The 25896-nt window shown below is 63.6% G+C and carries 27 protein-coding genes and 1 other RNA gene; 20 read left to right on the plus strand and 8 right to left on the minus strand.

Annotated features, from left to right (window positions below; all coding sequences use genetic code 11):
- Position 1: 1 nt before the first annotated feature.
- Genes RAH42_RS04460 through RAH42_RS04480 form a run of 5 tightly spaced genes read left to right on the plus strand, consistent with a single transcriptional unit; the run spans position 2 to position 3458 of the window.
- On the plus strand, positions 2-694 hold the full coding sequence (locus RAH42_RS04460) for an ABC transporter ATP-binding protein (protein ID WP_078015920.1): 693 nt from the start codon (positions 2-4) through the stop codon (positions 692-694).
- Between the two features lie 15 nt (positions 695-709).
- Positions 710-1123: an FMN-binding protein gene (locus tag RAH42_RS04465; RefSeq protein ID WP_078015921.1), complete on the plus strand. Its 414-nt coding sequence runs from the start codon at positions 710-712 to the stop codon at positions 1121-1123.
- Positions 1124-1127: 4 nt separating this feature from the next.
- On the plus strand, positions 1128-1559 hold the full coding sequence (locus RAH42_RS04470; RefSeq protein ID WP_078015922.1) for a DUF4418 family protein: 432 nt from the start codon (positions 1128-1130) through the stop codon (positions 1557-1559).
- A 2-nt stretch (positions 1560-1561) separates the two neighbouring features.
- Positions 1562-2770, plus strand: coding sequence for an ABC transporter permease (locus tag RAH42_RS04475; protein WP_120371585.1), 1209 nt, complete (start codon positions 1562-1564; stop codon positions 2768-2770).
- A gap of 1 nt (position 2771) precedes the next feature.
- Complete coding sequence (locus RAH42_RS04480) at positions 2772-3458, plus strand: ABC transporter ATP-binding protein (RefSeq protein ID WP_078015924.1); 687 nt, start codon at positions 2772-2774, stop codon at positions 3456-3458.
- Positions 3459-3563: 105 nt separating this feature from the next.
- Here RAH42_RS04480 and RAH42_RS04485 read toward each other — a convergent pair whose 3' ends face one another.
- The 4 genes from RAH42_RS04485 to RAH42_RS04500 are packed head-to-tail and all read right to left on the minus strand — an operon-like array spanning position 3564 to position 6839.
- Positions 3564-4268, minus strand: a complete 705-nt coding sequence (locus RAH42_RS04485; RefSeq protein WP_317540031.1) for a 2Fe-2S iron-sulfur cluster-binding protein — start codon at positions 4266-4268, stop codon at positions 3564-3566.
- Positions 4265-5809, minus strand: coding sequence for an FAD-binding protein (locus RAH42_RS04490; protein WP_317540245.1), 1545 nt, complete (start codon positions 5807-5809; stop codon positions 4265-4267). The genes RAH42_RS04485 and RAH42_RS04490 overlap by 4 nt, the downstream gene beginning before the upstream one ends.
- Positions 5806-6342, minus strand: a complete 537-nt coding sequence (locus tag RAH42_RS04495) for a pilus assembly protein PilX (protein WP_120371581.1) — start codon at positions 6340-6342, stop codon at positions 5806-5808. The genes RAH42_RS04490 and RAH42_RS04495 overlap by 4 nt, the downstream gene beginning before the upstream one ends.
- Positions 6339-6839 carry a hypothetical protein gene (locus RAH42_RS04500; RefSeq protein ID WP_120371580.1) on the minus strand — a complete coding sequence of 167 codons (501 nt, stop codon included), beginning with the start codon at positions 6837-6839 and terminating at the stop codon, positions 6339-6341. The genes RAH42_RS04495 and RAH42_RS04500 overlap by 4 nt, the downstream gene beginning before the upstream one ends.
- A gap of 209 nt (positions 6840-7048) precedes the next feature.
- Between RAH42_RS04500 and RAH42_RS04505 the strand changes: the two genes are divergently transcribed.
- The 9 genes from RAH42_RS04505 (at position 7049) to RAH42_RS04545 (ending at position 17028) form a co-directional block, all read left to right on the plus strand.
- A complete protein-coding gene (locus tag RAH42_RS04505) occupies positions 7049-7849 on the plus strand; it encodes an ankyrin repeat domain-containing protein (RefSeq protein ID WP_317540032.1) in 801 nt (266 codons plus the stop codon).
- Positions 7850-7949: 100 nt separating this feature from the next.
- Positions 7950-9155: a hypothetical protein gene (locus RAH42_RS04510; RefSeq protein ID WP_317540033.1), complete on the plus strand. Its 1206-nt coding sequence runs from the start codon at positions 7950-7952 to the stop codon at positions 9153-9155.
- Entirely contained in the window at positions 9146-9589 is a 444-nt protein-coding gene (locus RAH42_RS04515; RefSeq protein ID WP_317540034.1) for a hypothetical protein, read from the plus strand. Before RAH42_RS04510 ends, RAH42_RS04515 begins: the two co-directional genes overlap by 10 nt.
- Before the next feature lie 218 nt (positions 9590-9807).
- On the plus strand, positions 9808-10176 hold the full coding sequence (locus tag RAH42_RS04520; RefSeq protein WP_120371577.1) for a YegP family protein: 369 nt from the start codon (positions 9808-9810) through the stop codon (positions 10174-10176).
- 133 nt (positions 10177-10309) lie between these two features.
- An RNA gene (ffs, locus tag RAH42_RS04525) (signal recognition particle sRNA small type) lies at positions 10310-10408 on the plus strand.
- A 308-nt stretch (positions 10409-10716) separates the two neighbouring features.
- A complete protein-coding gene (locus tag RAH42_RS04530) occupies positions 10717-11337 on the plus strand; it encodes a TetR/AcrR family transcriptional regulator (protein ID WP_317540035.1) in 621 nt (206 codons plus the stop codon).
- A 29-nt stretch (positions 11338-11366) separates the two neighbouring features.
- On the plus strand, positions 11367-14378 hold the full coding sequence (locus tag RAH42_RS04535) for an efflux RND transporter permease subunit (protein WP_317540036.1): 3012 nt from the start codon (positions 11367-11369) through the stop codon (positions 14376-14378).
- 23 nt (positions 14379-14401) lie between these two features.
- On the plus strand, positions 14402-15850 hold the full coding sequence (locus RAH42_RS04540; protein ID WP_078015933.1) for a TolC family protein: 1449 nt from the start codon (positions 14402-14404) through the stop codon (positions 15848-15850).
- An 11-nt stretch (positions 15851-15861) separates the two neighbouring features.
- A complete protein-coding gene (locus RAH42_RS04545; RefSeq protein ID WP_317540037.1) occupies positions 15862-17028 on the plus strand; it encodes an efflux RND transporter periplasmic adaptor subunit in 1167 nt (388 codons plus the stop codon).
- Positions 17029-17397: 369 nt separating this feature from the next.
- On the opposite strand, the gene RAH42_RS04550 is transcribed toward RAH42_RS04545, so the two are convergent.
- The 3 genes from RAH42_RS04550 to RAH42_RS04560 form a co-directional block, all read right to left on the minus strand.
- A protein-coding gene (locus tag RAH42_RS04550; protein ID WP_317539161.1) for an IS5 family transposase occupies positions 17398-18188 on the minus strand; the annotation gives its coding sequence in 2 pieces (ribosomal slippage) (positions 17398-17817 and positions 17820-18188; 789 coding nt in all).
- Between the two features lie 76 nt (positions 18189-18264).
- On the minus strand, positions 18265-18537 hold the full coding sequence (locus RAH42_RS04555; RefSeq protein WP_078015935.1) for a type II toxin-antitoxin system YafQ family toxin: 273 nt from the start codon (positions 18535-18537) through the stop codon (positions 18265-18267).
- Position 18538: 1 nt separating this feature from the next.
- Positions 18539-18814 carry a type II toxin-antitoxin system RelB/DinJ family antitoxin gene (locus RAH42_RS04560; protein WP_168170016.1) on the minus strand — a complete coding sequence of 92 codons (276 nt, stop codon included), beginning with the start codon at positions 18812-18814 and terminating at the stop codon, positions 18539-18541.
- Positions 18815-19247: 433 nt separating this feature from the next.
- Here RAH42_RS04560 and RAH42_RS04565 point away from each other — a divergent pair, with 433 nt between their 5' ends.
- The 4 genes from RAH42_RS04565 (at position 19248) to RAH42_RS04580 (ending at position 22253) form a co-directional block, all read left to right on the plus strand.
- Positions 19248-19601, plus strand: a complete 354-nt coding sequence (locus RAH42_RS04565) for a helix-turn-helix domain-containing protein (RefSeq protein ID WP_158606205.1) — start codon at positions 19248-19250, stop codon at positions 19599-19601.
- Positions 19602-19831: 230 nt separating this feature from the next.
- Positions 19832-21214 carry an S-layer homology domain-containing protein gene (locus RAH42_RS04570; RefSeq protein WP_078015938.1) on the plus strand — a complete coding sequence of 461 codons (1383 nt, stop codon included), beginning with the start codon at positions 19832-19834 and terminating at the stop codon, positions 21212-21214.
- A gap of 198 nt (positions 21215-21412) precedes the next feature.
- Positions 21413-21940: a TetR family transcriptional regulator gene (locus RAH42_RS04575; RefSeq protein WP_120371569.1), complete on the plus strand. Its 528-nt coding sequence runs from the start codon at positions 21413-21415 to the stop codon at positions 21938-21940.
- A gap of 175 nt (positions 21941-22115) precedes the next feature.
- Complete coding sequence (locus RAH42_RS04580; protein WP_154528004.1) at positions 22116-22253, plus strand: hypothetical protein; 138 nt, start codon at positions 22116-22118, stop codon at positions 22251-22253.
- 62 nt (positions 22254-22315) lie between these two features.
- Here the strand turns inward: RAH42_RS04580 and RAH42_RS04585 are convergent, their stop codons facing one another.
- Positions 22316-22981, minus strand: coding sequence for a nitroreductase (locus RAH42_RS04585; protein ID WP_317540038.1), 666 nt, complete (start codon positions 22979-22981; stop codon positions 22316-22318).
- Positions 22982-23138: 157 nt separating this feature from the next.
- Between RAH42_RS04585 and RAH42_RS04590 the strand changes: the two genes are divergently transcribed.
- On the plus strand, positions 23139-23891 hold the full coding sequence (locus tag RAH42_RS04590) for a hypothetical protein (RefSeq protein WP_317540039.1): 753 nt from the start codon (positions 23139-23141) through the stop codon (positions 23889-23891).
- Positions 23892-23923: 32 nt separating this feature from the next.
- Positions 23924-25774 (plus strand): oligoendopeptidase F, encoded by a 1851-nt coding sequence (gene pepF, locus RAH42_RS04595; protein WP_317540040.1) that lies wholly within the window; start codon positions 23924-23926, stop codon positions 25772-25774.
- The last annotated feature ends 122 nt before the right edge of the window (positions 25775-25896 follow it).

The following is a 25896-nucleotide window of genomic DNA, read 5'->3' on the forward strand; positions in this document are numbered from 1 at the left end:
ATTGGGTAAGATTCTCGAATTGAAAGATGTTTCCAAGATCTACGGCGACCTGCACGCCCTCTCGCATATCAACCTGACGGTGAACGAAGGCGAGTGGCTGTCCATCATGGGGCCTTCCGGCTCCGGCAAGACGACGATGCTGAACGTCATCGGCTGCATGGACACTCCCTCCGAGGGCGGCGTCGTCCTCGACGGCGCCGACATCAGCCGCGAGAGCGCCGCGAACCTGACGAAGATCCGCCGCGACAAGATCGGCCTGATCTTCCAGCAGTTTCACCTGATCAGTTATCTTTCCGCGCTCGAAAACGTCATGGTCGCCCAGTACTACCACAGCATGCCCGACGAGAAAGAAGCCATGGACGCTCTGGAAAAAGTCGGTCTGGGACAGCGCGCCCATCACCTGCCCACGCAGCTTTCCGGCGGCGAGCAGCAGCGCGTCTGCATCGCCCGCGCGCTGATCAACTCGCCCCGCATCCTGCTCGGCGACGAGCCGACGGGCAACCTCGACGAGGAGAACGAACGCATCGTCGTGGACATCTTCCACCGCCTGCACGACGAGGGCGTGACGCTGATCGTCGTCACCCACGATCCCGAAGTCGGCGACGTGGCGCAGCGCAAGATCGTGCTGGAGCACGGCAAGATCGTTCAGGATATCGACCAGCGCGCCAGTTTCAGCGGCGTGCTGAGAGCGTAAAGGAGAGCGCGCATCGTGAAGAAAGCACTGATTTTGATCGCCGTCCTCGCCGTGATCGGCGGCGGCGTTTTCGCCATGAAAGACAGGATCTTCGGCGTTACGTACCGGGACGGCGTTTACGAGGGCGAGTATCAGGCCGACGACGGCGAAAACACCAAAGTGATCCTGACGCTCAAGGACAACAGGATCGTGGCCTGCGTTCTCGAAGCGCGCGACGCGCTGGGCAACGTCAAGGACGAAAATCACGGCAGGGACGGTTCGGCCGAGGATTTTCGCCAGGCGCAGCGCGCCGTGCGCGAGATGAAGAAGTATCCGGACATGCTGATCGAGGCGCAGGATGTGGACACGATGGACAGCATTTCCGGCGCGTCCGTTACCTACAAGGCCATGCAGATCGCCGTGCATGAAGCGCTGAGCAAAGCGAGGTAGAGCGATGAGAACGTTGTTTGCCGTCGTGAACGCTCTGCTCGGACTGGTTCTTGCCCTGACGCCGTTCTGGCTGGCGCCGGTCTGTTCGCAGATGGCGCCTCACGGCGGCCCGATGAAGTGTTACTATTCTGGACTGTTCATTGCGGGAATGGGCGCGGTCGTCGTTGTTCTGGCGCTGTTCGCCCTGCTGCGCCGCGGCCGCGGCTGGTTTGCGGTTCTGGCTTCGCTTGTCGCCGTTGCGGCGGCGGTGGCCTGTCTGCTCGTGCCCAACGGCGTGATCCCGCTGCGCGGCGCCGGCTGGGTCTGCGGTCTGTGCGGCGATCCGACGCACGCCTGCCGCGCCGTGACGATGCCGCTTGTGCGGAAAATCGCCGCCGCCATCGTCGCGCTGAACGTCGTCTCGCTGATCCTGTCTTTCGTCAGGGGAGGGCGCTGAAGATGGCGGGCGCACCCTTGAGCATGGCGGCCGTCGCGCGCAAAAACATCCGCCGCCGCCCCTGGCGGAGTTTCTGCCTTGTGCTCACGGTGCTGCTGTTCGCGTTCTTCCTGTACGCGGGCACGGTCCTGTCGATCAGTCTGTCCGGCGGCGCGCGCAGCACCGCCGACCGCCTCGGCGCCGACGTCATCGTCGTGCCGGCGGGGTACGATCCCCACATCGACAGTATCATCCTCTCGGGCAAGCCGTCGATGTTCTACCTGCCCAAGGACATCCTCGAGCGCCTGCGGGACGTGGAAGGGATCGACCGCATGTCGCCGCAGACTTTTCTGGCGACGCTGCGCGCCTCCTGCTGTTCCTATCCGCTGCAGATCGTCGGCGTGGACTACGACAGCGACTTCATCGTGCGCCCGTGGCTGGAAGCGACGCTGGGGCGCGGCCTCAAAGACGGCGAGCTGATCGTCGGCTACCGCGTCAACGGCGAAGCGGGCGAGCGGCTGCATTTCTTCGGCGTCGATCTGCCCATCGCCGGAAGGCTGGAACAGACGGGCATGGGGTTCGATTCGACGGTTTTCGTGACGCGCAAAACGGTGACCGACCTGGCCAAGGCGGCGGAAAACATCTTCAAACATCCGCTCGCCAACGACGGCAGCCTCGTCTCGACGGTGATGGTCAAGCTGAAGCCGGGTTACGATTCGGTGAAGGTGGCGCAGGAGATCAACCGCCGCTTCGGCGACGACGATATTTTCGCGCTGTTCAGCAAGAAGTTCGTCAACAGCATCGCCTCTTCGCTGACGCTGGTCTCGTGGATGATCCGCGGCGGCATCGGTCTGGTCTGGCTGCTGGCGGTGATCGTCATCGCGCTGCTGTTCTCCGTGACCATGAACGAGCGCAAGGGCGAGATCGGCGTTCTGCGCGCCGTCGGCGCCAGCCGCGGCAAAATCCTTGCTCTGGCTCTGACCGAAGCGCTGCTGATCAGTTTTTACGGCGCCGTGCTGGGCACGTCTCTCGGCGCCGCGGCCGCAGCCGTCGTCAGCCCGGCGGTTTCGGAAGCGCTGAAGCTGCCGTTCCTTCTGCCGTCCTGGAGGGCGCTGATCCTGCTGGGCGTCGCGTCCGTGACGGTCTCCGTCCTTACGGGCGTGCTGAGCGCGCTGTTCTCGGCGCGCCGGGCCAGCCGCGCCGACATTTACGACACGTTGAGGGGGAACTGAGATGGCCGCCGTTTTGAATCTGAAAGACCTGTGCAAAGAGTATTCGCGCGGCGGCCGTCCGTTCTTCGCCGTGGACCATGTGTCGCTGACCGTCGCGAGCGGGGATTTCGTCAACGTCGTCGGCCGTTCCGGCAGCGGCAAATCGACGCTGCTGAACCTGGCGGCGGGCATGCTGACGGCCACGTCCGGCTCGGTCGAACTGGACGGCGTCGGTCTGGCCGGCAAAAGCGACGCGGAACTGTCGCGGCTGCGCTGCGACAGGATCGGCTTCATCCCTCAGGGAGCGGCGGCGCTGCCCAATCTGACCGTGCTGGAGAACGTGATGCTGCCGTTCTGCCTTTACCCGCACGGCGGCGACGGCGAAGGCGCGGCCCGACTGCTGCTGGAACGCTTCGGCATCGGCGCGACGGCCGGTTCGTACCCGGGCGAGCTGTCCGGCGGCGAACTGCGCCGGGCGCTGATCGCCCGCGCGCTGATCAACCGTCCCAAGCTGGTGATCGCCGACGAGCCGACGTCGGATCTCGACGTGGAATCCAGCCGCGGCATCATGGAGGAATTCTCGCGCCTCAACGCCGAGGGCGTGACGCTGCTGATCGTCTCGCACGACCTCGACTCGCTGAAATACGGCAAGCGGGTCTGCACGATGAGCGAAGGCAAGCTGCGCGAGGGCAATTTGTTCGAGGCGTAAACGGGGACTGCGGGAAAATGGAACGCAAAACGAAAACCGCGCGGACGAACGGAATTTTTCCCGTTCGTCCGCGCGGTTTTTTATTCGCTTCTTTTTGATGCAGGCTCACGACCGCCTTCGCCAGACGGCGGCGGCGTTGCTGCGGGAGATCAGCTCGTCCACGGGGATGCCGGCCGGGCAGATGTCGCGGCAGGCCAGCGAGGTGCCGCAGCCGGCGTAATAATGTTTGACATATCGTTTCGCCGCTTCGGCGCGGTGGGGTTCGTCGCTCTCCTGATTGAACATGCGGTAGGCGCCGACGGCCGCCAGCGCGCCGGCGAAGCCGCCTCCGGCGGAAAAGTTCGGGCAGATCTCGAGGCAGCAGCCGCACATCAGGCAGCGGGCCGACTGGAAGCGCAGTTCGTGGGTCTTTTCGCGCGTCACGGCTTTGCCGGAGAGCCACAGATGGATTTTTTTCAGCTGTTCGAAGATGACGCCGCGGTCGACGACAAGATCGGCGACGAGCGGGAACTTGCTCAGCGGCTCGAGCGTGACCGTCCGTCCCAGAGGGCCGAGAAAGGCTTTGCAGGCCAGCATCGGCAGTCCGTTGACGCGCATGGCGCAGGCGCCGCACTTGCCGCAGGCGCAGCCGCATTCCCAGCGGACGGGCGGCGCTTCGCGGCCTTCCAGGTCGGTCAGCGGCGTGCGCGCGTTCAGCTCGCGCAGCGCGGCGGCGACGGACTCGGACTCGTCGCCTTCGTAGGCGAATTCCTGCCAGAAAACGTGCGCGCCGGGGCCGGCGGCGCGTTTGACGCGGATGACGAAGTTCACGGCCGCTCGTCCCCCTTTCCGACGTCCTCGAACGTGACGGCGACGCGCGCGCCGTCGAAGCGCGCCGCGCTGGCGCGGCGGAACTTTGCGTCGTCGCGCGCGGGAAAGTCGCTGCGGAAGTGCGCGCCGCGGCTTTCCTCTCGCGCCAGCGCGCTTTGCAGCAGAGAGCGGGCCAGCAGCGGCAGCGTGCCGGAAAGCTTTTCCAGCTCGCTCAGGCCGCGGGCCATGGTCTCGCCGTCGCGGACCACGCCGAGGCAGCGCTTCGTGACCGCGTGCATGGCGTTCACGTCCCGCTGCGGCGCAGGCGGCGGCGCTTCGCCGGCGCGGCAGCGCGCCGGGGCTTTCGCCTCGCCGAGGGCCGTGCGCGCCGCGATCTGCCCGCCGTAGATGGCGCCCAGCAGCGAGTTGCCGCCGAGGCGGTTGGCGCCGTGGTACAGGCAAGCGCACTCGCCGGCGGCGTACAGGTTCTCGAACCCGGCGACGCGGTGAGATGCGTCCACCTTGAGGCCGCCCATGAAGTAGTGCAGTCCCGGCTCGACGGGGATGGGCCGCTCGCGCGGGTCGAGGCGCAGGTAGGTGAGGCAGGTGTCGACCACGCCGGCCAGCTTGCGGCTCATCACGTTTTCGGGCAGTTCCGTGAGGTCGAGGAACACGGGGCCGCCGCGCCGCGCCCGCCAGATCTCGCGCGCGGTGACGTCGCGCGGCATCAGGTTGCCCAGCTCGGGGTATTTCTCTTCCATGAAGTACCGGCGCTCGCCGTCCCGTATCGTGAAAAGCCGCCCGCCCTCGCCGCGCGCGGCCTCGCTGATCAGATGTCGTTTGCCCGAAGCGGACACGGTGGTGGGGTGGTATTGGATGAACTCGCCGTCGGCGATCGGCGCGCCAAGACGGAACAGTTCGGCCGCGGCTTCGCCCGTGTTGTTCAGCGAGCCGGTGGTGTCGGAAAAAAGGCCGTGCATGCCGCCGGTCGCCATGATCACCGCGTCGGCGCGGACTTCCGACACGGAGCCGTCGAAACGGTCGCGCAGCGCCGCGCCGCCGCAGGCGATCCCGTCGCGCAGCAGCGTGACGAAATCGTGATGCGGCAGACGGACGACGAGCCCCTCGCCTTCGTAACGGCGCACGGCGTCGATCAGCGCCGTCATTATCTGCTTGCCCGTGCTGCTTTGGGCGAAGGCGGTGCGCTTTTTCTTCTGTCCGCCGAAATGGCGCTGGTCGATCTCGCCGTTTGTCCGATTGAACTGCGTCCCCATCTCCAGCAGGCGGCGCACGATGCCCGGCGCCGCCTCGGTCATGCCGCGCAGTGCCGCGGCGTCGGCCAGCTCGCAGCCGGCTTTGTACGTGTCGGCGAAGTGCTGCGCCGGGCTGTCGTTTTCGCCCTTCACGTTCAGCGCCGCGTTGATGCCGCCCTCGGCCATCACCGACTGGGCGCGCTCCGACGGCATCGACGAGACGAGCGCGGCGCGCCCCCCTTTTTCCGCGGCGGTCAGGGCGGCCGCCAGGCCCGCCAGACCCGCGCCGACGATCAGCAGCGTCTTCATCGCCACTGCCACTCCGCGTAATAAAAGATCAGCGCCGCCGCGAAAAACAGCAGCAGCAGCGAGAAAATCAACAGCAGGTCCCCCTGCCAGACGCGGTAGCGGCAGACGCCCAGCGAGACCAGCAGCGGCCCCAGCCCCGCCAGCACGTGCAGCGCCAGCGCCGCGGCCAGAAGGATCTGCACGAGCATTTTCAGCGTCGTGAACTCGAACAGCACGAACTGCCCCGAACGAACGCGCCCGAAGACGCCGACGTGCAGGCACAGCAGCAGGATCAGGGCCAGCCCGCTGAGGCGGATCGCCCAGAAGCGCGCGTTCTGCCGCAGATACAGCGCGCCCCGCCGCGAAGCGCGCAGCGTCGGGACCGTCAGCGCCAGACCGATGGCGCCGTGCAGCGCCGCCAGCGCCATCGCCGTCCAGGCCACGATCTTGTCCGTGCCGGCGTTGACTCCCAGCAGCATGAAGCTGCCCGACATGCCGTGCCACGCCAGCAGCGCCAGCAGGGCCGCCGTGACCAGCGCGTTGAGCCGCCTCACAGCGCGCGCTCCATTTCCCGCGCTTTCAACGTCAGCGCGCCCAGCCGCCCGATGTCGCTCATGAGGATGACGCGCCGCGGCGTGACGAACAGATCGTACTTGCCCGCGAGCGCCTTCGACCGCAGCATCACGGGCGAGCAGGGGCTCAGTTTCACGTTCAGGCCGGCGCGTTCCAGCCGGCGCGCCAGACGCCGCGCGTAAACGCCGAGCGCCTTTTCGTCGGTCGTGTAGGCCAGCTTCAGCTCGCCGGGGCGTCCAAAGCGCGCCGGCCGTCCCAGCGCGGCCTCGCGCAGTCCGCGCAGCAGTTCGCCGGACGCGTCCACGCGCGGATTGACCGCCAGCAGATAGAGCCCGTCCAGCTCCTTCTCGCCGGCGTGGGCGCGCCGCGCCCCCGAGGAAGCGGCCGAAAGCGCGTCGAGCCGCGAGCGGTAATAAAAGCCCGTTCCGGCGATCAGGCACAGCGTCAGCGCCGCGACGATAAAAGCGCGTTTGATCATGGTCTCACCCTTTTCGAAAATCCGTTGGCGTTAGTTTCAGTGAACTTCGCCTCTATTGTACCGCAATTTTTGGGGAAAGAACACGCTCGTCCCCGTCGTGGCATAAAATCCGGCGACGAGGGATCCGTCCCGGCGGGGAGAGATTTTTATCTGTCGCAACTTTCCGATCTTTCATATATAATAAATGCGGAGGGAAGGGGATGGATTCCATGGGCGAGACATACGAACAGCTGCGCATCATTCTGGACGCGGACGGAGACTTCGTCGCCGGCGGCGGGGAATTGTCGGCCGCCAGGCAGTTTATTGCCTTATGCGCGCGCGGCTCGGCGGCGGAGATAGAAACGGCGCTGCGCCGGGGCGCTCCGGCCGAGGCCCGCGACGAACGCGGCGTGACGCCGCTGACGGCGGCGCTGAACTCCAATGCCAGCCTGGCGGCGCTGAAAGTCCTGCTCGAGCGCGGCGCGCCCTTGGAAACGAGAAACGGCGAGCACGCTACGCCCCTGATGATCGCCGCGCAGAAACGCAGCGCCGTCGTCGTCGATCTGCTCGTCGAAGCGGGAGCGAAAGTCGGCGCCCGCGACCGGCAGGGCCGCACGGCGCTGATGTACGCCGCGGCCTACAACCGCGACGCTGCCGTCGTCGACATCCTGTTGCGCTCCGGCGCGCAGATCGACCGCGGCGACCGCGGCGGCATGAGCGCGCTGATGTACGCGCTCAAGCAGGTCGTGCCGTCGCCCGCCGTGGTGCGCCTCCTGCTGCTGGCGGGCGCGGACGCCAACCTCCGCGACAAAGACGGCTGGACGCCGCTGAAGCTGGCCGTCGCCTACAACAAAACGACCGAAGCCGTCGCACTGCTCCTCGGCGCCGGCGCGCGCCCCGGCCGCGACGAAACGGAACGGGAAACGCTGACGAGGCTGCTCCATCAGAATCCGCTGATGAGCAGCGCCGACAAGACCCGGCTGAGCAGCCGCCTGTCCCGTTTCTACTGTTCCGAAGAAAAGGAGCCGTAACGCCGGTTCCCGACAGAAAGTGATAAGCGCTTCTCCGGTTCCGGATTGGGCCGACGATGAGATCATGCCCTTTGGCGGCGATCGAAAGGAGAACCGAGTCATGGGGAAAGAGATACTGAACATCCATTGCCCTCAGTGCGGGGCGCCGGCAAACTTCGACATTGTCCATCAGGTCTATGAATGCGGCTACTGCGGCGGAACGGTGAAGGTCGAGGCGGCGCTGGAGGAAAAAAAGGATTACCGGAACGCGCAGCAGAAAAAAATGAAGAAGTCGGCCGAGGCGTTTGCTTTGGAGTCTGCGTCCTGCAGCGGGTGCGGCGCGACGATTGTGTTCGAGGAAAACGAGGCTCTGTCGAAATGCGCGTTTTGCGGCAGGAGCCTGGTGCGGAAAGAGTATCTGTACGAGGCGGGACTGCCGGAGAGCGTCATCCCGTTCAGGCTCACGAAAGCGGAAGCGCAGCAAAGGCTGGAAGAATGGTGCGACCGGAACAGGCGCAAAAAGGAGGCCAAGCATCTGCGCCCCCTGATCCCCGAGCTGAAGGGATTCTATCTTCCCTACGAGATGGTGCGCGGCCCGGTGCATTGCCGCGTGAGCTGCAAGAGGACGGCCGAGGTCTACGGCTTCGAGGGTTTTGTGAACGATGAGTTCGTAAACGGTTCGAAACAGCTCGACAATTTACTGCTGGACGCCATGGAACCGTTCGATCTGGACGGTCTTGAAGCCTTCGATTTCGCCTATGTGGCGGGACAGCATGTAAAGATAACGGATATATCCGAGGCCGAAGCCGAAAGGCGGATGACGGAAGAGGTCTCGGAAAACTACCGGCCGCAGCTGGAAAAGATGTGGGGCACCAAGGCGATCAAGATCAATACGGAGGCAAAGTCCGCCGTCAGGCTGCCAGTGCTTTTGCCGGTCTATTATATTTCCGGCGGGGATATCCATGCGGCCGTGAACGGACAGACGGGCAAAGTCAGCGTCCGAGCGGAGAAGAAAACGTATTACGTCACTCTGCCGTGGTGGCTGAAAGCCATGGTGACGCTGCTTTTGGCTGTCGGCGCCACGTTTTCCGCGCTGAGGCTTTCCGGCATGGATCTCTGGGAAAGCCTGGGCATCGCGGGCATGCTCGGGATCTTTTATCTGATCGTCTATCTGTGCATGCTCGGCGATTTCGCGAATAACAGCGGGGAGATCGGGTCTTACCGAAAGATATTCACCTCGGGAGAGCGGACCTTTCGCAGGGACGGGGGAAGCTTGTCCTTCGCGAGGAGATCCTGGAGCGCAAGGTGGCCCGGCCGGTGTTCTTGAGGAAACTGGACGGCAAGGTCCAGCCCGTCGTCTATCTTTTCAGGTCGCCGAAACGGATGATGGGGATCGCGCTGCTGAGTTTCGCGGTCATTTTTTTGCCGGCGATCGTCGCCCTCTTTCTCAACGGATTCGACTTTGCAAGGTTGTCTCTCGGCGGCTCGGCCGTGTGGTTCTGCATTATGGTTCCCGTCGTGCCGATTTACTTTGTGGTTTTCGGCATGGCAAGGCTTTATGATGCCCCGTGGATCTATACCCTTGCAGAGGACGGCGGAAAGAAGCGTTACAGAAAAAAGATCGAAATCACGTGGAAAAAAGTGGTGGACGGTCTCGCGGTCGTCCTCGTTTTGCTGATAAAGCCGCCGCTCTGCCTGGCAGTCTGGTTTGGGATCGCGTCCTTTTGCACCATGTGCTATTTGACGGCTTTCGGTTTTTGAGCGGCGAAACGGGGAGACGCTCAAACGACGAACGTCCGCCACGCCCTCCGCGCGGACGGCTGCCTGCTCGCTCCCGGCTCCGTTTCGACGCGGCGGCTCCCGATCGGAAGAAAGCTGCAAAAATCTGTTTTTCGTCGTGACCTCGCTTGCTTTTTGATAAAAGTCTGTTAAGCTGAGAGCGGCTTCATGAAATATGCTTGCTAAAGGAGGAGACGAAAGTGGCAAAGTTTGTGATGAAAAGCGTCGCGTCGGGCCTGAAGTTCGATCTGAAGGCGGGCAACGGCGAGGTGATCGCCACGTCCGAGGTGTACACCACCGAGGCGGCCTGCCGCAACGGCATCGAAAGCGTGGTGAAGAACGCGGCCGAAGCCGTCGTGGAAGATCAGACCGAGAAGGATTGTGCCGTCCGGAAGAACCCGAAGTTCGAGCTTTACGCCGACAAGGCCGGCGAGTTCCGCTTCCGCCTCAAGGCCCGCAACGGCCAGATCGTCGCCGTCTCCGAAGGCTACAAAGCCAAAGCCGGCTGCCTGAACGGCATCGAAAGCGTGCGCAAGAACGCCCCGAACGCCTCCGTCGAAAAGGCGTAATTCGTTTTTTCGCATCTGCGAAAAATCCTGTCGTTATCTTTTTTCGATTCAAGTGTTCCACGTGGAACATCCCCGCCGCGCCCTTGCAAAGGGCGCGGATTTTGTTAAAATATGTCTGAAGCCTCTCGCAGGAGGCCCAGCCCCGTGCGGCGAAAAACCACGAATCCCGTCAGGTCCGGAAGGAAGCAGCGGTAAGAGGATCTTTTCGGGTGCCACGGCTCTCTGGGTCTCCTGGGGGAGGCTTTTTCGTCGTGCGGCGCACGGAAAAAAACGACGGCTGCCACGGAGACATGGAGAAACGGCGAAAAATAAAATTGCACGGCGGCTTCGCCGCGAAAAACGGCGTCGCGTTTTTCTCTTGCGTTTCTCCGTGACTCCGCGGCGGGTTTCGTTTTCTTCCCGCTTTTGTAATTAAGCCGCGGGAACGGGGCGGTGACAGATGGCCGGGTGATGGCTATAATATCCTCGTTCGAATAAAAATGACCGAGGGTCGTTATTTTGACTTGCCGTCTTCCGACGGCGCGAAAGGAGGCGGGAAGCGTGCCGAAACTTTCGGCTGAGAACAAAGAGCTGATCACTGCGGCGGTGCGGGACAAGGCCTTTGCGTGCGCCTGCGCGATGCTGCGCGATGCGGAGTGGCGCCGCTTCACGATGAAGGATCTGGCCGCGCGCATGGGCGTGGCCAAGGGCACCGTCTACAATTATTTTCGCGACAAGGACGCCGTGATCCTCTTCATCCGCGACTGTCTTGCCCGGCAGATCACCGACCGCATCCGGCGCGACATGGAGCGGGAGCGCGACACCTGCCGGCTGCTGCGCCGCATCGTGCTGAAATCGATCGAGGGCATGAAGGAGTTCCGCTTTCTTCACTTCGCCATCGGCGACGTGGTGATGAGGCAGGCCGGTCCGGAAGGGGCGGCCCGGGACGACGCGGCCATGGACTGTGTGCACGAGGTTCTTGCCGCCGTCATGGAACGGGGCATGAAGGACGGTTCGGTACGTCCCGGCGATCCCGTCCTGATGGCGGCCGCGCTCCATTCGTCGCTGATGGGCGTGGAAATCGGCAGCCGCTTTCACGGCGCGCTGAACACGGATTCGCAGCAGATCCGCGAGCTGGTCGCGGACTGGCTTCTGCGCGGCATTTGTACGGAGGAAAAATGAGGATTACGGAAACATCATTGAGAAGGCCGGTGACGGTCACCGTTCTGACGCTGGCGCTGGTGTATTTCGGGCTGTTTTCCTACGCCCGCATGGGCGTGCAGCAGACCCCCGACGTCGATCTGCCCGTCGTCATGGTGACGACGACGATGACCGGCGCTACCGCCGCCGTTATGGACAACGACGTCACCGACGTGCTGGAAGAGCAGATCAACACCATCTCCGGCATCGAGAGCCTGAGCTCGTCCAGTTACATGGGCGCCGCCGTCACGGTCGTGGAGTTCGACCTGGCCCGCGACATCGACGCCGCCGCGGCCGACGTGCGCGACAAAGTCAACGCCGCCCAGGCCGATCTGCCCGACGAGGCCAATCAGCCCATCATCGCCAAGTACGACATCGGCGATTCGCCGCTGGTGATGTTTTCCATCACCGGCGACGCGCCCTACAGGGACAAAGTCTATTTCGCCGACAAGGTGGCCAAGGTGCAGTTCCAGTCGGTCAACGGCGTCGGCAACGTCAGCATGCCCGGCCTGCGCGACCGCGAGATCCGCGTCTGGATCGACCCGGTGCGCCTGCGCTCGCGCGGTCTGGTCGTCAGCGACCTGTCCAGCGCCATCGCCAGCAAGCACGTCGAACTTCCCGCCGGCAGCCTCAGCATCGACCGCTTCAAGATGGACCTGCGCATCGAGGGCGAATACTCCTCGGTGGAAGAGCTCAAGAGCCTGCCCGTCACGACGCGCAACGGCGTGGTGATCCGCCTCGGCGACGTGGCCGACGTGGAGGACGGCTTCGAAGAGGAGGACAGCGAAGCTTTCGTCAACGAGCAGTCCACCATCGTCATGGGCGTCATGAAACAGCGCGGCGCCAACGAGGTGGAAGTGTGCGACGCCATCGTCGCCAAGTTCGGCGAGATGCAGGGCATGGTGCCCGAGGGCATCACGATGCAGCAGATCTACAACAAGTCCGACTTCATCCGCCGTTCCATGAACGGCGTCGGCGGCGACATCATCCAGGCTGTGATCCTTTGCTCGCTGCTGATGCTGTTTTTCCTGCAGACGTTCCGCGCCACGTTCGTGACGGTCATCTCCATGCCCGTCTGCCTGATCGGCAGCTTCTGCGTGCTGTCGTATCTGGGCATCACCGTCAACAACATGTCGATGATGGCCATCTCGCTGGCCGTCGGCATGGTCGTCGACGCCACCACCGTCGTGCTGGAGAACATCTACACGCACATGCACAAGGGGCTGCTGCCCTTCGACGCGGCCCTCAAGGGCACGAACGAGGTCGGCTTTTCCGTGCTCGGCGGCGCCCTCACCACCATCGGCGTGTTCGCCCCCATCGCCACGATGGGCGGCATCATCGGCCGCTTTTTCTACGCCTTCGGCATCACCGTCGTCGTCACCATCTCGCTGTCGCTGATCCTCTCGCTGACGCTGACGCCCTTTGCCTGCTCGCGCATTTTGCGCATCACGCCGCCCGGCCGCGCCGCGCAGTTCTGCGACGCGCTGCTGCGCTCTCTGGAACGCGGCTACCGGCGCGTGCTCACCGCGGCCGTGCATCACAAGGCCGTGACGCTGGCGACCGCGCTGGGCATCTTCGCCTTCGGCGTCTTCGTGGCCGGCAAAGTCGGCTCCACCTTTTCGACCAACGACGACCAGGGCATCTTCATCATCAACTGCGAGCTGCCCTCCGGCACCGAGATCGAGGAGACCGGCCGCGTCATGCAGAGCATCGCCGACGTGGCGCGCCGCCATCCCGGCGTCATGCGCACGATCATCTCCGCCGGCTCCGGCAGCGGCGGCGAGTCGAACAAGGGCAGCATCTACGTGCAGCTGATCGCGCGCAAGTTGCGCGAGGCCCAGGACGTCGTCATGAACGATGTGCGCAACTCCGTGGCCGGCTTCCGCGACGTGACCATGAACTTCACCACCTTCGGCGGCAAGGACGTGGAAATGGTCATGTCCGGCGCCCCCACGGAAACTTTGGCGGCGCTCGCCCAGAAACTTATGGCCGAGATGAAGACCATGAGCAAACTGCGCGACGTCGAGACCGACGTGCGCCTCGACAAGCCCCAGCTCAACATCTCCATCGACCGCAACATGACCGACGCCATGAACGTCGACGTGCGTTCGCTGTCCACGGAGATCCAGGCCTACTTCGGCGGCGTCAAGGCCGGCGTGTTCAAAGAAGGCGGCTACCGCTACGACATCCGCCTCATGGCCCGCCGCGGCCAGCGCTCCAGCCTCGAAGACCTGCAGATCGTCTCGTTCAAGAACGGCGCCGGCGAGATCGTGCAGGCCCCCGGCCTGATCACCGTCAACCGGGTCATGGCCCCCAGCGTCATCAAGCGCTACGGCCGCCAGACCGCGTTGACCATCTCCGCCAACGTCACCAGCGATTACTCCATGGGCGAAGCCATGGTCTACATTCAGGAGCTCGGCAAAAAGTACATTCCCGAGGGGTCCGGCATCACCCTCCAGCCCTCCGGGCGCACCAAGAACATGCAGAAAGAGTTCGCCCGCCTGTTCACGGCGCTGCTCATCGCCATCTCGCTGATGTATGTGATCATGGCCGTGCAGTTCGAATCGTTCCTGCATCCCTTCACGGTCATGTTCTCGCTGCCGCTGATGACCCCCGGCACCTTCTGCCTGATGTACGCGATGAACGTCAAGCTCGACGTGATGGCCTACATGGGCATCATCCTGCTCGTCGGCATCGTCGTCAACAACGGCATCATCCTCGTCGACTTCATCAACCAGAACCGCCTGAGCGGCATGGACAAAGTCAGCGCCGTCATCGACGCCGGCCCGCGCCGCCTGCGCGCCATCCTGATCACCTCGCTGTCCACGCTGATCGGCGCCATTCCCGCGGCGCTGAAGCTGAGCGAGGGCTCCGAATCGCGCCAGCCCATGTCGGTGGCGATCTTCGGCGGGCTGTTCACCTCCACGCTGCTGACGCTGCTGGTCGTGCCCGTCGTCTATCTGGTGCTGGACAACGTCAAAGAGCGCCTGGGACGCAAACTTTTCCAGAAGGCGCTGCCTTAGGCAAGAGAGGAGAAGCGAACATCATGAAAAGAATTCAGGCGGCCGCGCTGGCGCTCTCGTTTTCGCTGCTGGGGTGCCCCGCGCCGGGCGCGCCGGCGGCCAGTTCACTTGAGGCGCTGCGGAACGCCGCGCGTCCCGCGGCCGGCGACTCCGAAGCGGTCATCCTCACCATGGGGCGAGCGCTGAGCATCGCGCTGGACCGCAACTTTACCGTGCTGACGGCCGAGCAGAACGTGGAGAGCGCCAAAGGACAGAGCAGGGCGGCCGGCGCCGCGCTCAACCCGCAGCTGAACCTTCAGGGGCAGGGGAACGCCTACGACGGCATTCCGGGCTATCCCGACAACGAACTGCTTTCGCGCGTCACCGTCAGCCAGAGCCTGTATTCCGGCGGCAAAAATCAGGCGCGGGCCCGCCAGGGCAAACTCGGCGTCAAACAGGCCGAGCAGGACCTGCGCAGCGCCCGCGAGAGCGTGGCGCTGACCGTCTGGAACGCCTACTGCGAAGTGCTGTACCGCCGCGAAGTGCTGCGCAACACCGAGAACGCGCTCGACTACTACGGCAACGCCGAAAAAGAGCTGAACGAGCGCGTCGTCTACGGCCTCTCCACCAACCTCGACCTCACCCGCGTGCGCCAGCAGAAGGAAAACGCCCGGGCAAGCAACATCGCCGCCGGGAACAACCTCGAAGCGGCGCGCATCGAACTGTGCCGCCTGCTGCGCATGCGCCCCGAGACGGACCTCGCCCTCTCCGGTTCGCTCGAGGATAACCTGCCCAAACTGGAAGACGCCCGCAAGATCCCCGACGACGTCGAGGCGGCCATTCGCGAAGTGCTCGAACGCCGCGGCGATTATCAGTCGCTGCGCTACGCCGCCGCCTCGCGGAAAAACGAGATCGCCGTGGCGAAAAGCGGCCTGCTGCCCACGCTCAGCCTCAGCAGCGGCTACCGCTTCGGCTACGCGTCGAGCGGCCTCGGCGGCGTCTCCGACAAAAACCAGTGGACCGCCTCGCTCACCCTCGACGTGCCCGTCTACGACGGCGGCGGCGCCAGCGGCAATGTCCGCGCCGCCAAAGCCGGACTGAAAGCCGCCGAACACGCCCTGGGCGAAAAAGAGGACAGCATCAAGGCCGAACTTGCCGACGGATGGCTCAGCCTCCAGAACGCGCTGGAGACCCTCAGCGCCGGCCGCGCCAACGTGCAGCTGGCGAAAGAGAGCCTTGCCTACGCCGAATCGGGCTACCGCGAGGGCGTCAACACGCAGATCGACGTGCTGCAGGCCCGCAGCGAGCTGACCGACGCGCTCCAGCTGCTGGCGCAGTATCTCCGCGACAGCCGCGAGGCGCAGGCCAACCTGTGGAAAGCGCAGGGCGTCCTCATCGAGCGCGCCCTGCTTCAGGAAAATCTTCGCGACCGCGCCGCCGCTCCGGCGAAAAGCGCCGGCCTCCGCGCCGATTCCCGAAAGAAGACAAAGTGAGGTCAATGCCCATGAAATTTGCGAAACTCAAAGTCTATCTTCTGCCCGCGCTGCTTGCCGCCGCCCTCTCGCCCCTGTGCGGCCCCGCGGCCGCCGCGTGGTTCGGTTCCCGCGCCGAAGCCCGCGCCAAACAGCCCGTCGCGCCGCTGCCGCGCGTCGAGGTGGCCGTCGTCAAACGCCTCAGCAGCGTGCAGCAGGGCATCACCACCACCTCCACGCTGCAGGCCCTCGAAGAAGTGATCCTCAACCCCAAAGTCACCGGCCGCATCGACAACCTCGTCGTCGCCAAAGGCGACCTCGTCGAGGCCGGCGACACGCTCGTCGTGCTCGACAGCCGCAACCAGGAAGCCGAGTACAACTCCATGCAGGCCCAGGTCGCCGTCAGCAAAGCCGAACTCTCCCAGTCCGCCGTCACGCTCGCCGACGCCAAGCGCGAGCTTGACCGCTACGGCCGCCTGCGCAAGTCGGGCTACGCCACCCAGCAGGAGTACGACGCGCGCAGCACCACCTATCAGGCCGCCGTGGCCGCCAACGCCAAAGCCGCCGCGCAGGTCAAGCAGGCCCAGGCCAATCTGGACGCCCAGGCCGTGCTGCTCAGCGAGTACCAGCTCAAAGCGCCGATCAAGGGCGTCATCCTCGACGATTACGACCTTACCCTCGGCGCCCTCGTCAAAGACGCCACCAACGTGCTGCGCATCGGCCGCGTCGACCGCCTCAAGGCCCGCGTCGACATCCCCGAGCGCGACATGGGCCGCCTGCGCCTCGGCATGGACGCCGTGCTCACCTTCGAGAGCCTGAGCGGGCAGACCTTTTACGGCACCGTGACGCTGATCGACCCCTACATCAACACCTCCACCCGCACCATCGGCGCCGAGATCACCGTCGACAACCAGGCCACCGGCTTCAAGCTGCGCCCCGGCATGTTCGCCCGCGTGCTGCTGGTCGAGACCAGCGAGGAGAATCCCCTCGTCATCCCCAGCGAAGCGCTGCGCGCCGACGGTTCCGTCATGGTCATCCGCGACGGCAGGGCCGCGATCCAGAAAGTCGTCACCGGCGCCGCCACCGGCGGCATGGTCACCGTCTCCGGCGGCCTGCAGATCGGCGAAGACGTCGTCGTCTCCGGCGGCAACAACGTTGCCGAAGGCACCGAAGTCGAGTTCGTCATCACCGCCGAGTAGGCCGAAACGACTTCCGCCGCGAAGCGGCGGCGAATGGGAAAACAAGAACCGCCGCCAAAGCGCCGGGAAAAACGAAACGATCCGGCCGCTTCGCGGCGCAGAAAACGAGGGCGGACGACTGGAATCGATCCAGTCGTCCGCCCTCGTTTTCGTGTTTTATGTTTGCCCGAGGCGGGGTGTCTGATACTATTTCTTAATTAAAAGGCCGAACACAAGGGGGCTGCGGGGGAGATTCACAAAGCGAGCTGCGCAGACCGCGTAGCGGTCGAGGGAGTCCCGAGCGACTGAACTCCCCCGCGGCCCCCGGAAAACTATGTTAATACTTTCTATCAAGAATTAGGGCTTGTTTAAAAAACATTTCAGCTTGTATTATTTCAATAAAATAACACTGGCAGCGACAAGAACAAAAGCGAAAAACGAAGCGTCAAGTTTGTCATAGCGGGTGAAAATTCTACGGAACCATTTGATTTTCTGAAAGAAACATTCAACCAAGTGTCGTTCCTTGTAAACATGCTCATCTATAAACCACGGTTCGGGATTATCGCTCTTCGGCGGGATAGTGTAACTTCCCTCCCGAGAAGTAATGTACTCTCTGATGGCTTGCGAACCGTAAGCCTTATCGCCGATGACGTTGCTCCCTCTGATTTCCGCTTGCCCGAGCAAGGACACGGCATGGCGGGAATCGTGGTCATTGCCGGGACTGAGCAGGAGCGCCAGCGGATTGCCTAAACCATCTACTATCGCATGAATTTTCGTATTCTTGCCGCCTCTGGACATGCCAATCGCTTGAGCCCCTTTTTTCCCCCTTCCGGGGTTTTCCCTCTCCCGTTGGCACTTTGATGTACTTTGCAGGACGTGGAGTCGATAGAGAGATTTTCCATGTCGGCATCAGCGCTTAGGGCGGCAAAGATCGCCTCGAATATTCCCCGCTGTTTCCACAGCCTGAAACGTGCGTAAACTGCCTGCCATTTGCCGTAACGCTCCGGAAGATCTCTCCATGGCGCTCCACTTCTGGCAAGCCACAGAATCCCATTGATGATCCTGCGGTTATCGTATTTTGCCGGGCGTCCACGTTGACCTGATTTCGGGTGTTCGGGCGGCAGCATTCTCTTGATTCGATTCCACTCGCTGGAGGTCAGTTCATATCTTCTCTCTTCCATGAGAAAAGTTTAAGCGATTGGATCGATTTAGGCAACTTTGACGTTTTTTAAACAAGCCCTAGTCTGAAAACGGCGTCTATCTGTCGAAAAGATCGGCGTGCGAACCCGTTCGGACGAGGCCGAGGACGTCGCCGCGGATTTCGTAGATCAGAATCCAGTCCGGTTCAATGTGAAGATCGCGGCATCCTTTCCACTCGCCGGTCAGTCCGTGATCCCGAGAGCGCGGGGGAAGTTCCTCCTCCGCCGCGAGGATGAGGACGGCTTCTCGCAGCTTGCCCATGTCGGCGCCGCGCTTTTCCATGCGCTTTCGGTCTTTGCGGAACTGGGCGGTGAATTCGACGTGCAGCATCTCAGATGCCCAGGTCCCGGAGCGCTTCTTCCGCGGTGTCGAACCGTTTCGTCTTGCCGGCGCGGAGGTCGCGGATCGCCTGCCGCGTGCGGGCGTTGGGCGTCAGGGGCGCGGCGAGGGGGAACGGGATCCCGCGTTCGGCGACGACGCGCTTGAGGTAGACGTTGATGAGAGTGGACAGATTCATGCCCAGCTCTTCGGCGATACCGGCCGCGTCGGCCTTCAGTTTGGGATCGACTTTGATCTGAATCGAGCTGTCTTTGGTGGCTGTAGCCATGATCATCACCCCTTTATGATGATATTATAGTGATTTTAGCAATATGATGTCAATATTGAGAAACGTTGGGCAGCGGCGGAACGGCGGAAACAAAAAACACTGTAACGATGCGGGGATGCGGAGAGAAGCTCATAAGACAGGGCCGCTTCGCGGCGCAAAGAACGAGGGGGGACGACTGGAATTGATCCGGTCGTCCCCCTCGTTTTCGTTTTTTGAGGATTCATGTTTTTCTCCGCGTCTTTGCGCCGCGGCGGCTTCTGCTGTGTCGTGCGAGTTTTGTTTAAAGCTTGTTATCCAGCCAACATTTATATATCTGCCTGAATTATAGGCATTTGAGTCGATATTGTCTATTGCCCGCAAAGACATCTTTCGTAAAATGGCAAAGTAAAGTATGCGTGAGAAGTGTGGAACGAAGGCAAGAGAGGTGGCGCGCATGGCCAAGGTACGGCAGACCACGTGTGAAGAGCGGCTGGAGATCGTCAACTACTACCTCGACAACGGCGCCGACTGCCTCAAAGTGATCCGCAAGTACGGCGTCAGCTACGGCCAGATTTATTCCTGGATCAACAAATACCGCCAGTACGGCGCGGCCGGCCTGCAGGATCGGCGCGGCACCGGACGCAGCCTCGGCGAAGCCGACGAGCTGGGCGAGACGGAAAAGCTGCGGGTCGAGAACCGCCTGCTCCGGGCCAGCATCAAAAACCTCAAGGAAGAGCGCCACGTCCTCAAGAAACACCTCTCTTACCTCGAGCGGCGCATCGCCGGAAGCGAAGAACACTCCGCATGACCGAAAGCGTGTGGCGGACCTCCCGCGGGGAGGCTCGTGCAATATAAAACAACATTTCACGGCCGCATCAGGCGTGAAACGGGACGGAACGAAAGCGCGACGGGCGAGGAAACGTGGAAACTCCCCACAAACGCGGTTCGCGACGATCCGTTTTCCGCCCCGAACGGCCGGGAAACGGCGCCATGAGGCGTCACACATCATTGTTCCGTGTTTGAGGAGGAGTTTTGAGAATGAGTATGAAGAAAATGCTCGCCGTAGTAGCCGCCGCGTCGCTGGTGGCCGTAGCCGCGCCCGCGTTCGCCGCGAACCCGTTCAGCGACGTGCCGATGAACCACTGGGCGTACGACGCCGTGGAGCAGCTGAGCGCGAAGGGCATCCTGGAAGGTTATCCGAACGGGACGTTCAAGGGCAACCGCGCCATGACGCGCTACGAGATCGCCACGATGGTGGCGCGCATGATGGCCGCGGGCGGCCTGAGCGGCGAAGACCTGGAGAAGCTGAAGGCGCTGGTGGTGGAGTTCCAGCCCGAGCTGGAAGCCTTGGGCGTGAAAGTGGACGGTTTCGACAGCCGCCTGAGCGCGCTTGAGAAGGGCCTCGGCGGATGGAAGATCACCGGCCAGATGCGCTTCGACTACAACGCGTGGGACAACGACGGTGCTGCGACCGGCGCCGGCGCCGACGGCTTCACGATGAACCGTGCCCGTCTGTTCCTGCACCGCGACCTGAGCGACGGCGTCAGCTTCGACGCTCGTTGGCACAGGGGTAACTTCGACCGCTGGTGGGTCACCGCCAAGGACTTCATGGGCCTGGAAGGCTTGACGATGCGCGGCGGTCAGTTCTACCTTGACTGGGAAGACGAAGACGGACTGTACGACGACAACGACGCGTTCAACATGGACGCCAACTATCGCGGCTTCGACCTGAAGTACAACCGCGGCATGTTCACCGTCGAGGGCTTCGCGGCCTCCAACCAGGGCGGCAACATCTACGCTGACAACGCCAGCGACGAGTACTACGGCGCCCGCCTGAAGTTCGACTTCAGCGAGAAGTTCTGGCTGAGCCTGAACGGCCTGTGGTACAACGTGGGCGACACGAACTACAAGACCTACTGGGCCGGCCTCGGCTTCAGCTTCATGGACGGCCTCGAGCTGAAGGGCGCCTACTACATGGAAGACATCGACGGCGCGGCCATCGACGATCCCAAGGCCTTCAAGGTCATCCTCGACGTCGACCAGGACGTGCTGAAGTTCACCAGCCTGTGGGTCGAGTACGCCAAGCTCGACCAGGGCTTCTACATCGACAGAAGCCCCTGGTCCTTCAGCGATGTCCTGTGGCCGGGCGACATCTCTGCGGGCGTCACCCTGCCGGACGACGTGGACGTCCTCTTTGTCAAGGCGAAGCAGAAGTGGAACGACAAGTGGAGCACGATCGAGCGCTATGTCAAGTACGACATTGACACTTTCTGGGATGCCAAGGAGTGGTCTGTGGCCATTGGTTACCAGTACAGCCCCAACCTCTACTTCGAGCTGGCCTACGCCGATATGGACGGCAGCTTCTTCGATCCCAACTACGACAACAACCAGATCCGCTTCCGCACGCTGCTGAACTTCTAAGCGAATCTCTGCATACGCAAAAAGCGGGGCTGCTTCGGCAGCCCCGCTTTTTCGCATCTTCGCGCGCCGTGAAAAGTCCGTGACGCAGCGCGCGTTTTGAGGTATGATCGATCATATTGGTGACGCCGCGGCGGAGCCGCGCCTTCCGTCCCTCGACGGCGGCGAAGTTCCGCGGGGAGCGTCGGAAAGGCGGCCGCCATGGATTTTACGAAGAAAGAAATACAGAGCGCGTTCTGGCAGCTTCTGGAAGAGCGCCCGTTCGGCAAGATCACGGTGAAAGCGGTCGTCGCGCGCTGCGGCGTGAACCGCAACACGTTTTACTATCACTTTCAGGATCTTCGCGATCTGCTCCGCACGTCCGTGCTCGGCTGGCTCGACGAGCTGTTCGCCGACGGAGCGGGCGCGGCGGCGGTCGTCGCCGCGCTGTCGCGGCGCCGGGCGGCCGTCATGCACGTCTACAGGTCGCTGCCGCGCGAGACGTTCATCGAGGAATTGGGCGTCTGGGTGCGCTACGCCGTGGCCCGCTGCGTCGGCGCCGGGGAAGGCGGGCTTTTCGCGGAGAAGGAGAACCGGGAACTGCTGCTTTCCGTGTGCCGCTTCGCGCTGGCGGGGTTCCTGCTGGATTGGCTGGAAGGGGACATGAGCTCCGATTTGGGGAAAAGTCTGTCGCGCTGTGCGGAACTGCTGAAAAATTTCTCCCTCCCTCCCTCCCTCCCTCCCTCCTGATTCGAAAGCGCGTCGCCTGTGACTGCGGCGTCGGGATCGCGTGCGGGGCGGTGGAATTTCCCGGCAAGACGGAGAAGCTCTTTTTCTCCCTCTTGCTTTTTTTGTCCTTTGTGGTATCATCCAACTGTCGGTTAATGCTTTATCATGATAAACTATTAACGGAGGAGCGATGCCTATGGAGACCATGAAAGTTGACGTGCCGGCGGAAGTGAAGGAGCGTTTCGACGCCATGCTGGCCCGGTTTTCCCGCGAGAACAACGTGACGCTGGTCGTCCGCCCCGACCTCCCCGCCGAAGAGCAGCCGCGCCACTGATATTGGTATTCAACGCCAGAGGCCCGGCGGTCACGCGACCGCCGGGCCTCTGGCGTCGAATGTCAGGATCGGACGAAGTGCACGTTCTCGCCGGCTCCGGCGCGCCCGGATCTGAACTGGGCCATGGGCTGGTCTTTGGCGGGGAAGCCGAGCGCCACGGTGATCATGACGCGGCGCTCGGCGGGCAGGCGCAGGAACTCGCGGATGGCCGGCTCGACGATCAGCGTGTAGGCGATGATGCAGCTGGCAAGGCCGTGGCCGGCGGCGGACAAGCACAGGGTCTGCGTGAACATGCCGATGTCGAGGAGATGCAGGGGGCTGGGCTCGCCGTCCATGCAGACGATGGCGGCGGCCGGCGCGTCGAAGAAGCGCAGGCAGCGGCCGATGAAGCTTTTCGGCTCCCAGCCCTGGCGCTCGAGAACGGGCGCCAGGGCGCCGCTCAGTTCGCGGGCGCGGGCCTGCCACGCGGGCATTTCCCGCCCGGCGTGCATGGGCACGCCCCGGCCCTGACGAAAGGCTTCGTCCATCTTCGCGCGCAGGGCGTCGAGGCGTTCTCCGGCGACGACGTAGACTTCCCACGGCTGGGCGTTTTTGGCCGAGGGCGAGAACGTGGCGTATTTCAGCACCGACGCGAGCAGCTCCGGCCCCGGCGGCGTGTTTTCGAAGGCGCGGCAGGACCGGCGCGCGGCGATGCCGGCCAGCAGGCCCATGGTTTCTTCATTGCACATCTGATAATTCCTCCCGAAAGAATAAATAATCTTGCGGAGAAAGTATAACGCCGAAAAAGAGTGCGCGCAAGCGCCGTGCCCATGAGTTATAATGAAAAAGCTCCGACGGTGGAAAGGCGAAACGTTACGTTGAAATGTTTTAAGGAGATGAAGCAGAATGAATCGCATAAAATGTCTTGTCGCAGCGTTTTGGATATGTGCCGTCCCGGCTTCGGCCGCGGCGCTGACGAAAGCGGAAATCGACGCCCGCTGGCAGCGGCTGACGGCGGCGCAGGAGGCCCGCGCGGCGGGCGAGGCGAAAGCGGCGGAGCTGCGCCGGACGCTCGACGGTCAGATTCTCGAGGGCTCTTTGTACTCGCTGTGGCGGCGCTGCGTCCGGGGCGAGGGGGCGCAGCGGCTGCAGGCGGCGTGGAGCGTCCTGCGCGCCCACGTGCCGGGCGGCGATCCGAGCCGCTGGGACGAGGTCGGCTCTTTCGAGCTGCCGTCGGAAACGCCGCGGGCGTTCATGGTGATCGACGCGCTCTATGCAGCGCTGATTGAACTGCCGCGCCGTGAAGGCGGCGAATGGCTGGCGGCCGGGCTGCTGCGCGATTTCGCGCGCTCGCCGCACGGGCGTTACGACTTTCTCGGCGTCTGTCCGGCGCCGGTGGCCGAGGCTGTGGCGGATATCGTGGCGCGCACGGGGCTGCGCGGGAACTGGCGGCCGCGCCGGGTGGTGGGGCGTCTGCCGATCGCCCGCCCGGTGCGCGGCACGGTCACCGATTCCACCGCGCGCGGCGGGGACATGCAGTTCCTCGACGGCGCGGGCATCCCGGCGGGCAACGGATTTTACGCCTGGGACCGTCCCTCGGGGCGGATCTACCGCATCAGCCTGCACGATCGTAAGCTGTTTTTCATTCCCGGTTTTTGAGCGTCGGAGAAGATGAGAAAGGGAGTTGCGAAATGACGGAGAACGAAACGAAGGCATCGGGCGTCGCCGGCGACGCGGGCTACGCGGCGCCGCTGTACGAAACGCGCGCGGAGGTGCCCGAGGCGGCGCGCTGGAAGCTGGAAGACATTTACGCCGCGCCGGCGCAGTGGGAAGCGGAGGCGAAGGAAGCGGAAGCGACGGCGGCGGAACTGGCGGCCTGCCGGGGGCGCGTGATGGACTCGGCCGCGTCGCTGCTGAAGGCGATCACGCTGGACGAGCGGCTGGATTACCTGCTGGGGCGGCTGTACAGCTACGCGGTGATGCGCAGCCACGAGGACACGGCGGCGGAAGGGCCGAAGGCGCTGGCGGCGCGCGCCACGCAGCTGAGCGTTCGGGCGGCGGAGGCGTCGGCGTTCCTGTCTCCGGAGATCCTCAGCGCCGACGAGGCGAAGATCGGCGCCTTTCTGGCGCGGGAGCCGAAGCTGGAGCTGTACCGCCTGATGCTGCGGCGCATCCTGCGCGAGAAGAAGCACGTCCTTTCCGCCGAGCAGGAAGCCGTCATGGCGGCGATGGGCGAGCTGGCCGGGGCCCCCGACGAGATCTTTTCGATGCTCGCCGACGCGGACATGCAGTTCGGCGAGATCGCCGACGAAAAGGGCGAAAAGCGGCCGCTGACGCAGGAAAGCTACGGCCGCTACATCTCCTCGCCGAAACGCCGCGTGCGCCGCGAAGCGTTCGAGGGCATCCACCGGACGTTTGCGAAGTTCCGCAACACGCTGGGCGCGGCCTATGCGGCCAGCGTCAGGAAAGACGTCACCTTCGCGCGCCTGCGCCGCTACGGTTCGGCGCTGGAAGCGTCGCTGTACGGCAACGAGATCCCCGTGTCCGTCTACGACGGCCTGGTCGCGGCGGTGAACGGAAAACTGCCGGCGCTGCACGAATACGTGGCGCTGAAGAAAAAAGCCCTCGGCGTGGAACGCATGGAGCCGTGGGATTTGTACGCCCCTTTCACGAAGGAACTCAAGCGGACGTTCAGCTACGAGACGGCGCAGAAGCTGGTGCTCGAAGCCGTTGCGCCTCTTGGCGAGGAGTACGCGCGGGCCATGCGGCGCGCTTTCAGCGAGCGCTGGATCGACGTGTACGAGAACCGCGGCAAGCGCAGCGGCGCTTATTCGTGGGGCTGCTGGGGCGTGCATCCCTACATGCTGCTCAACTACGGCGGCACGTTCAGCGACGTCTCGACGCTGGCCCACGAGGGCGGGCACTCCATCCACACGTGGATGTCCAACGCCGCCCAGCCGCAGGTCTACGCCGGCTACACGCTGTTCGTCGCCGAGGTGGCCAGCACGGTCAACGAGACGCTGCTGGCGGAGCATCTGCTGGGGAACACGGACGACCGCGACGAGAAAATCTTTCTGCTGAGCCAGCAGCTCGAGCTGATCCGCCTGACCATCTACCGCCAGACGCTGTTCGCCGAGTTCGAACGCGACGCGCACGCTCTGGCCGAAAAGGGCGAGCCCCTGACGCCGGAGCTGCTGAACCGTATGTGGAGCGAGCTGTACACGCGCTACTATGGCGAAGAAGTCGGCGCCAATCCCGACCTGGCCGCGGAGTGGTCGCGCATCCCGCACTTTTACAACGCCTTTTACGTTTATCAGTACGCCACCAGCCTTGCGGCGGCGCTGGCGCTGGTTGACCGCATCCTCGCCGGCGGGCGCGCCGAGCGCGACGCTTATCTGAATCTGCTGCGGGGCGGCTGCTCGAAAGACCCGATCAGCCTGCTGCGCGACGCCGGCGTCGATATGAGCACGTCCGAGCCGGTGGAGCGGGCGCTGGCCGTGTTCGGGCGCAAAACGGCCGAGCTGAGGGGACTGCTGCGGTAAAACGGCTTGCAGCGGCCGGGCGCCGGGATTTTAACGGCGGGGATCCGCTGCAATGCATTTAACGAAAAACGTTCGGCCGGACGCGCATGTCCGGCCGTTTTTTTGTGCTAGAATACTGTCAG

The sequence above is a fragment of the Pyramidobacter sp. YE332 genome, from assembly GCF_033060595.1.
Lineage (GTDB): Bacteria > Synergistota > Synergistia > Synergistales > Dethiosulfovibrionaceae > Pyramidobacter.

Coding starts and splice junctions, on each gene's coding strand:
- RAH42_RS04470 (WP_078015922.1), top strand. CDS start 1,128: ATGAGAACGTTGTTTGCCGTCGTGAACGCTCTGCTCGGACTGGTTCTT.
- RAH42_RS04475 (WP_120371585.1), top strand. CDS start 1,562: ATGGCGGGCGCACCCTTGAGCATGGCGGCCGTCGCGCGCAAAAACATC.
- RAH42_RS04480 (WP_078015924.1), top strand. CDS start 2,772: ATGGCCGCCGTTTTGAATCTGAAAGACCTGTGCAAAGAGTATTCGCGC.
- RAH42_RS04490 (WP_317540245.1), bottom strand. CDS start 5,809: ATGAAGACGCTGCTGATCGTCGGCGCGGGTCTGGCGGGCCTGGCGGCC.
- RAH42_RS04500 (WP_120371580.1), bottom strand. CDS start 6,839: ATGATCAAACGCGCTTTTATCGTCGCGGCGCTGACGCTGTGCCTGATC.
- RAH42_RS04505 (WP_317540032.1), top strand. CDS start 7,049: ATGGGCGAGACATACGAACAGCTGCGCATCATTCTGGACGCGGACGGA.
- RAH42_RS04510 (WP_317540033.1), top strand. CDS start 7,950: ATGGGGAAAGAGATACTGAACATCCATTGCCCTCAGTGCGGGGCGCCG.
- RAH42_RS04540 (WP_078015933.1), top strand. CDS start 14,402: ATGAAAAGAATTCAGGCGGCCGCGCTGGCGCTCTCGTTTTCGCTGCTG.
- RAH42_RS04545 (WP_317540037.1), top strand. CDS start 15,862: ATGAAATTTGCGAAACTCAAAGTCTATCTTCTGCCCGCGCTGCTTGCC.
- RAH42_RS04555 (WP_078015935.1), bottom strand. CDS start 18,537: ATGCTGCACGTCGAATTCACCGCCCAGTTCCGCAAAGACCGAAAGCGC.
- RAH42_RS04560 (WP_168170016.1), bottom strand. CDS start 18,814: ATGGCTACAGCCACCAAAGACAGCTCGATTCAGATCAAAGTCGATCCC.
- RAH42_RS04565 (WP_158606205.1), top strand. CDS start 19,248: ATGGCCAAGGTACGGCAGACCACGTGTGAAGAGCGGCTGGAGATCGTC.
- RAH42_RS04570 (WP_078015938.1), top strand. CDS start 19,832: ATGAGTATGAAGAAAATGCTCGCCGTAGTAGCCGCCGCGTCGCTGGTG.
- RAH42_RS04575 (WP_120371569.1), top strand. CDS start 21,413: ATGGATTTTACGAAGAAAGAAATACAGAGCGCGTTCTGGCAGCTTCTG.
- RAH42_RS04580 (WP_154528004.1), top strand. CDS start 22,116: ATGGAGACCATGAAAGTTGACGTGCCGGCGGAAGTGAAGGAGCGTTTC.
- RAH42_RS04585 (WP_317540038.1), bottom strand. CDS start 22,981: ATGTGCAATGAAGAAACCATGGGCCTGCTGGCCGGCATCGCCGCGCGC.
- RAH42_RS04590 (WP_317540039.1), top strand. CDS start 23,139: ATGAATCGCATAAAATGTCTTGTCGCAGCGTTTTGGATATGTGCCGTC.
- pepF (WP_317540040.1), top strand. CDS start 23,924: ATGACGGAGAACGAAACGAAGGCATCGGGCGTCGCCGGCGACGCGGGC.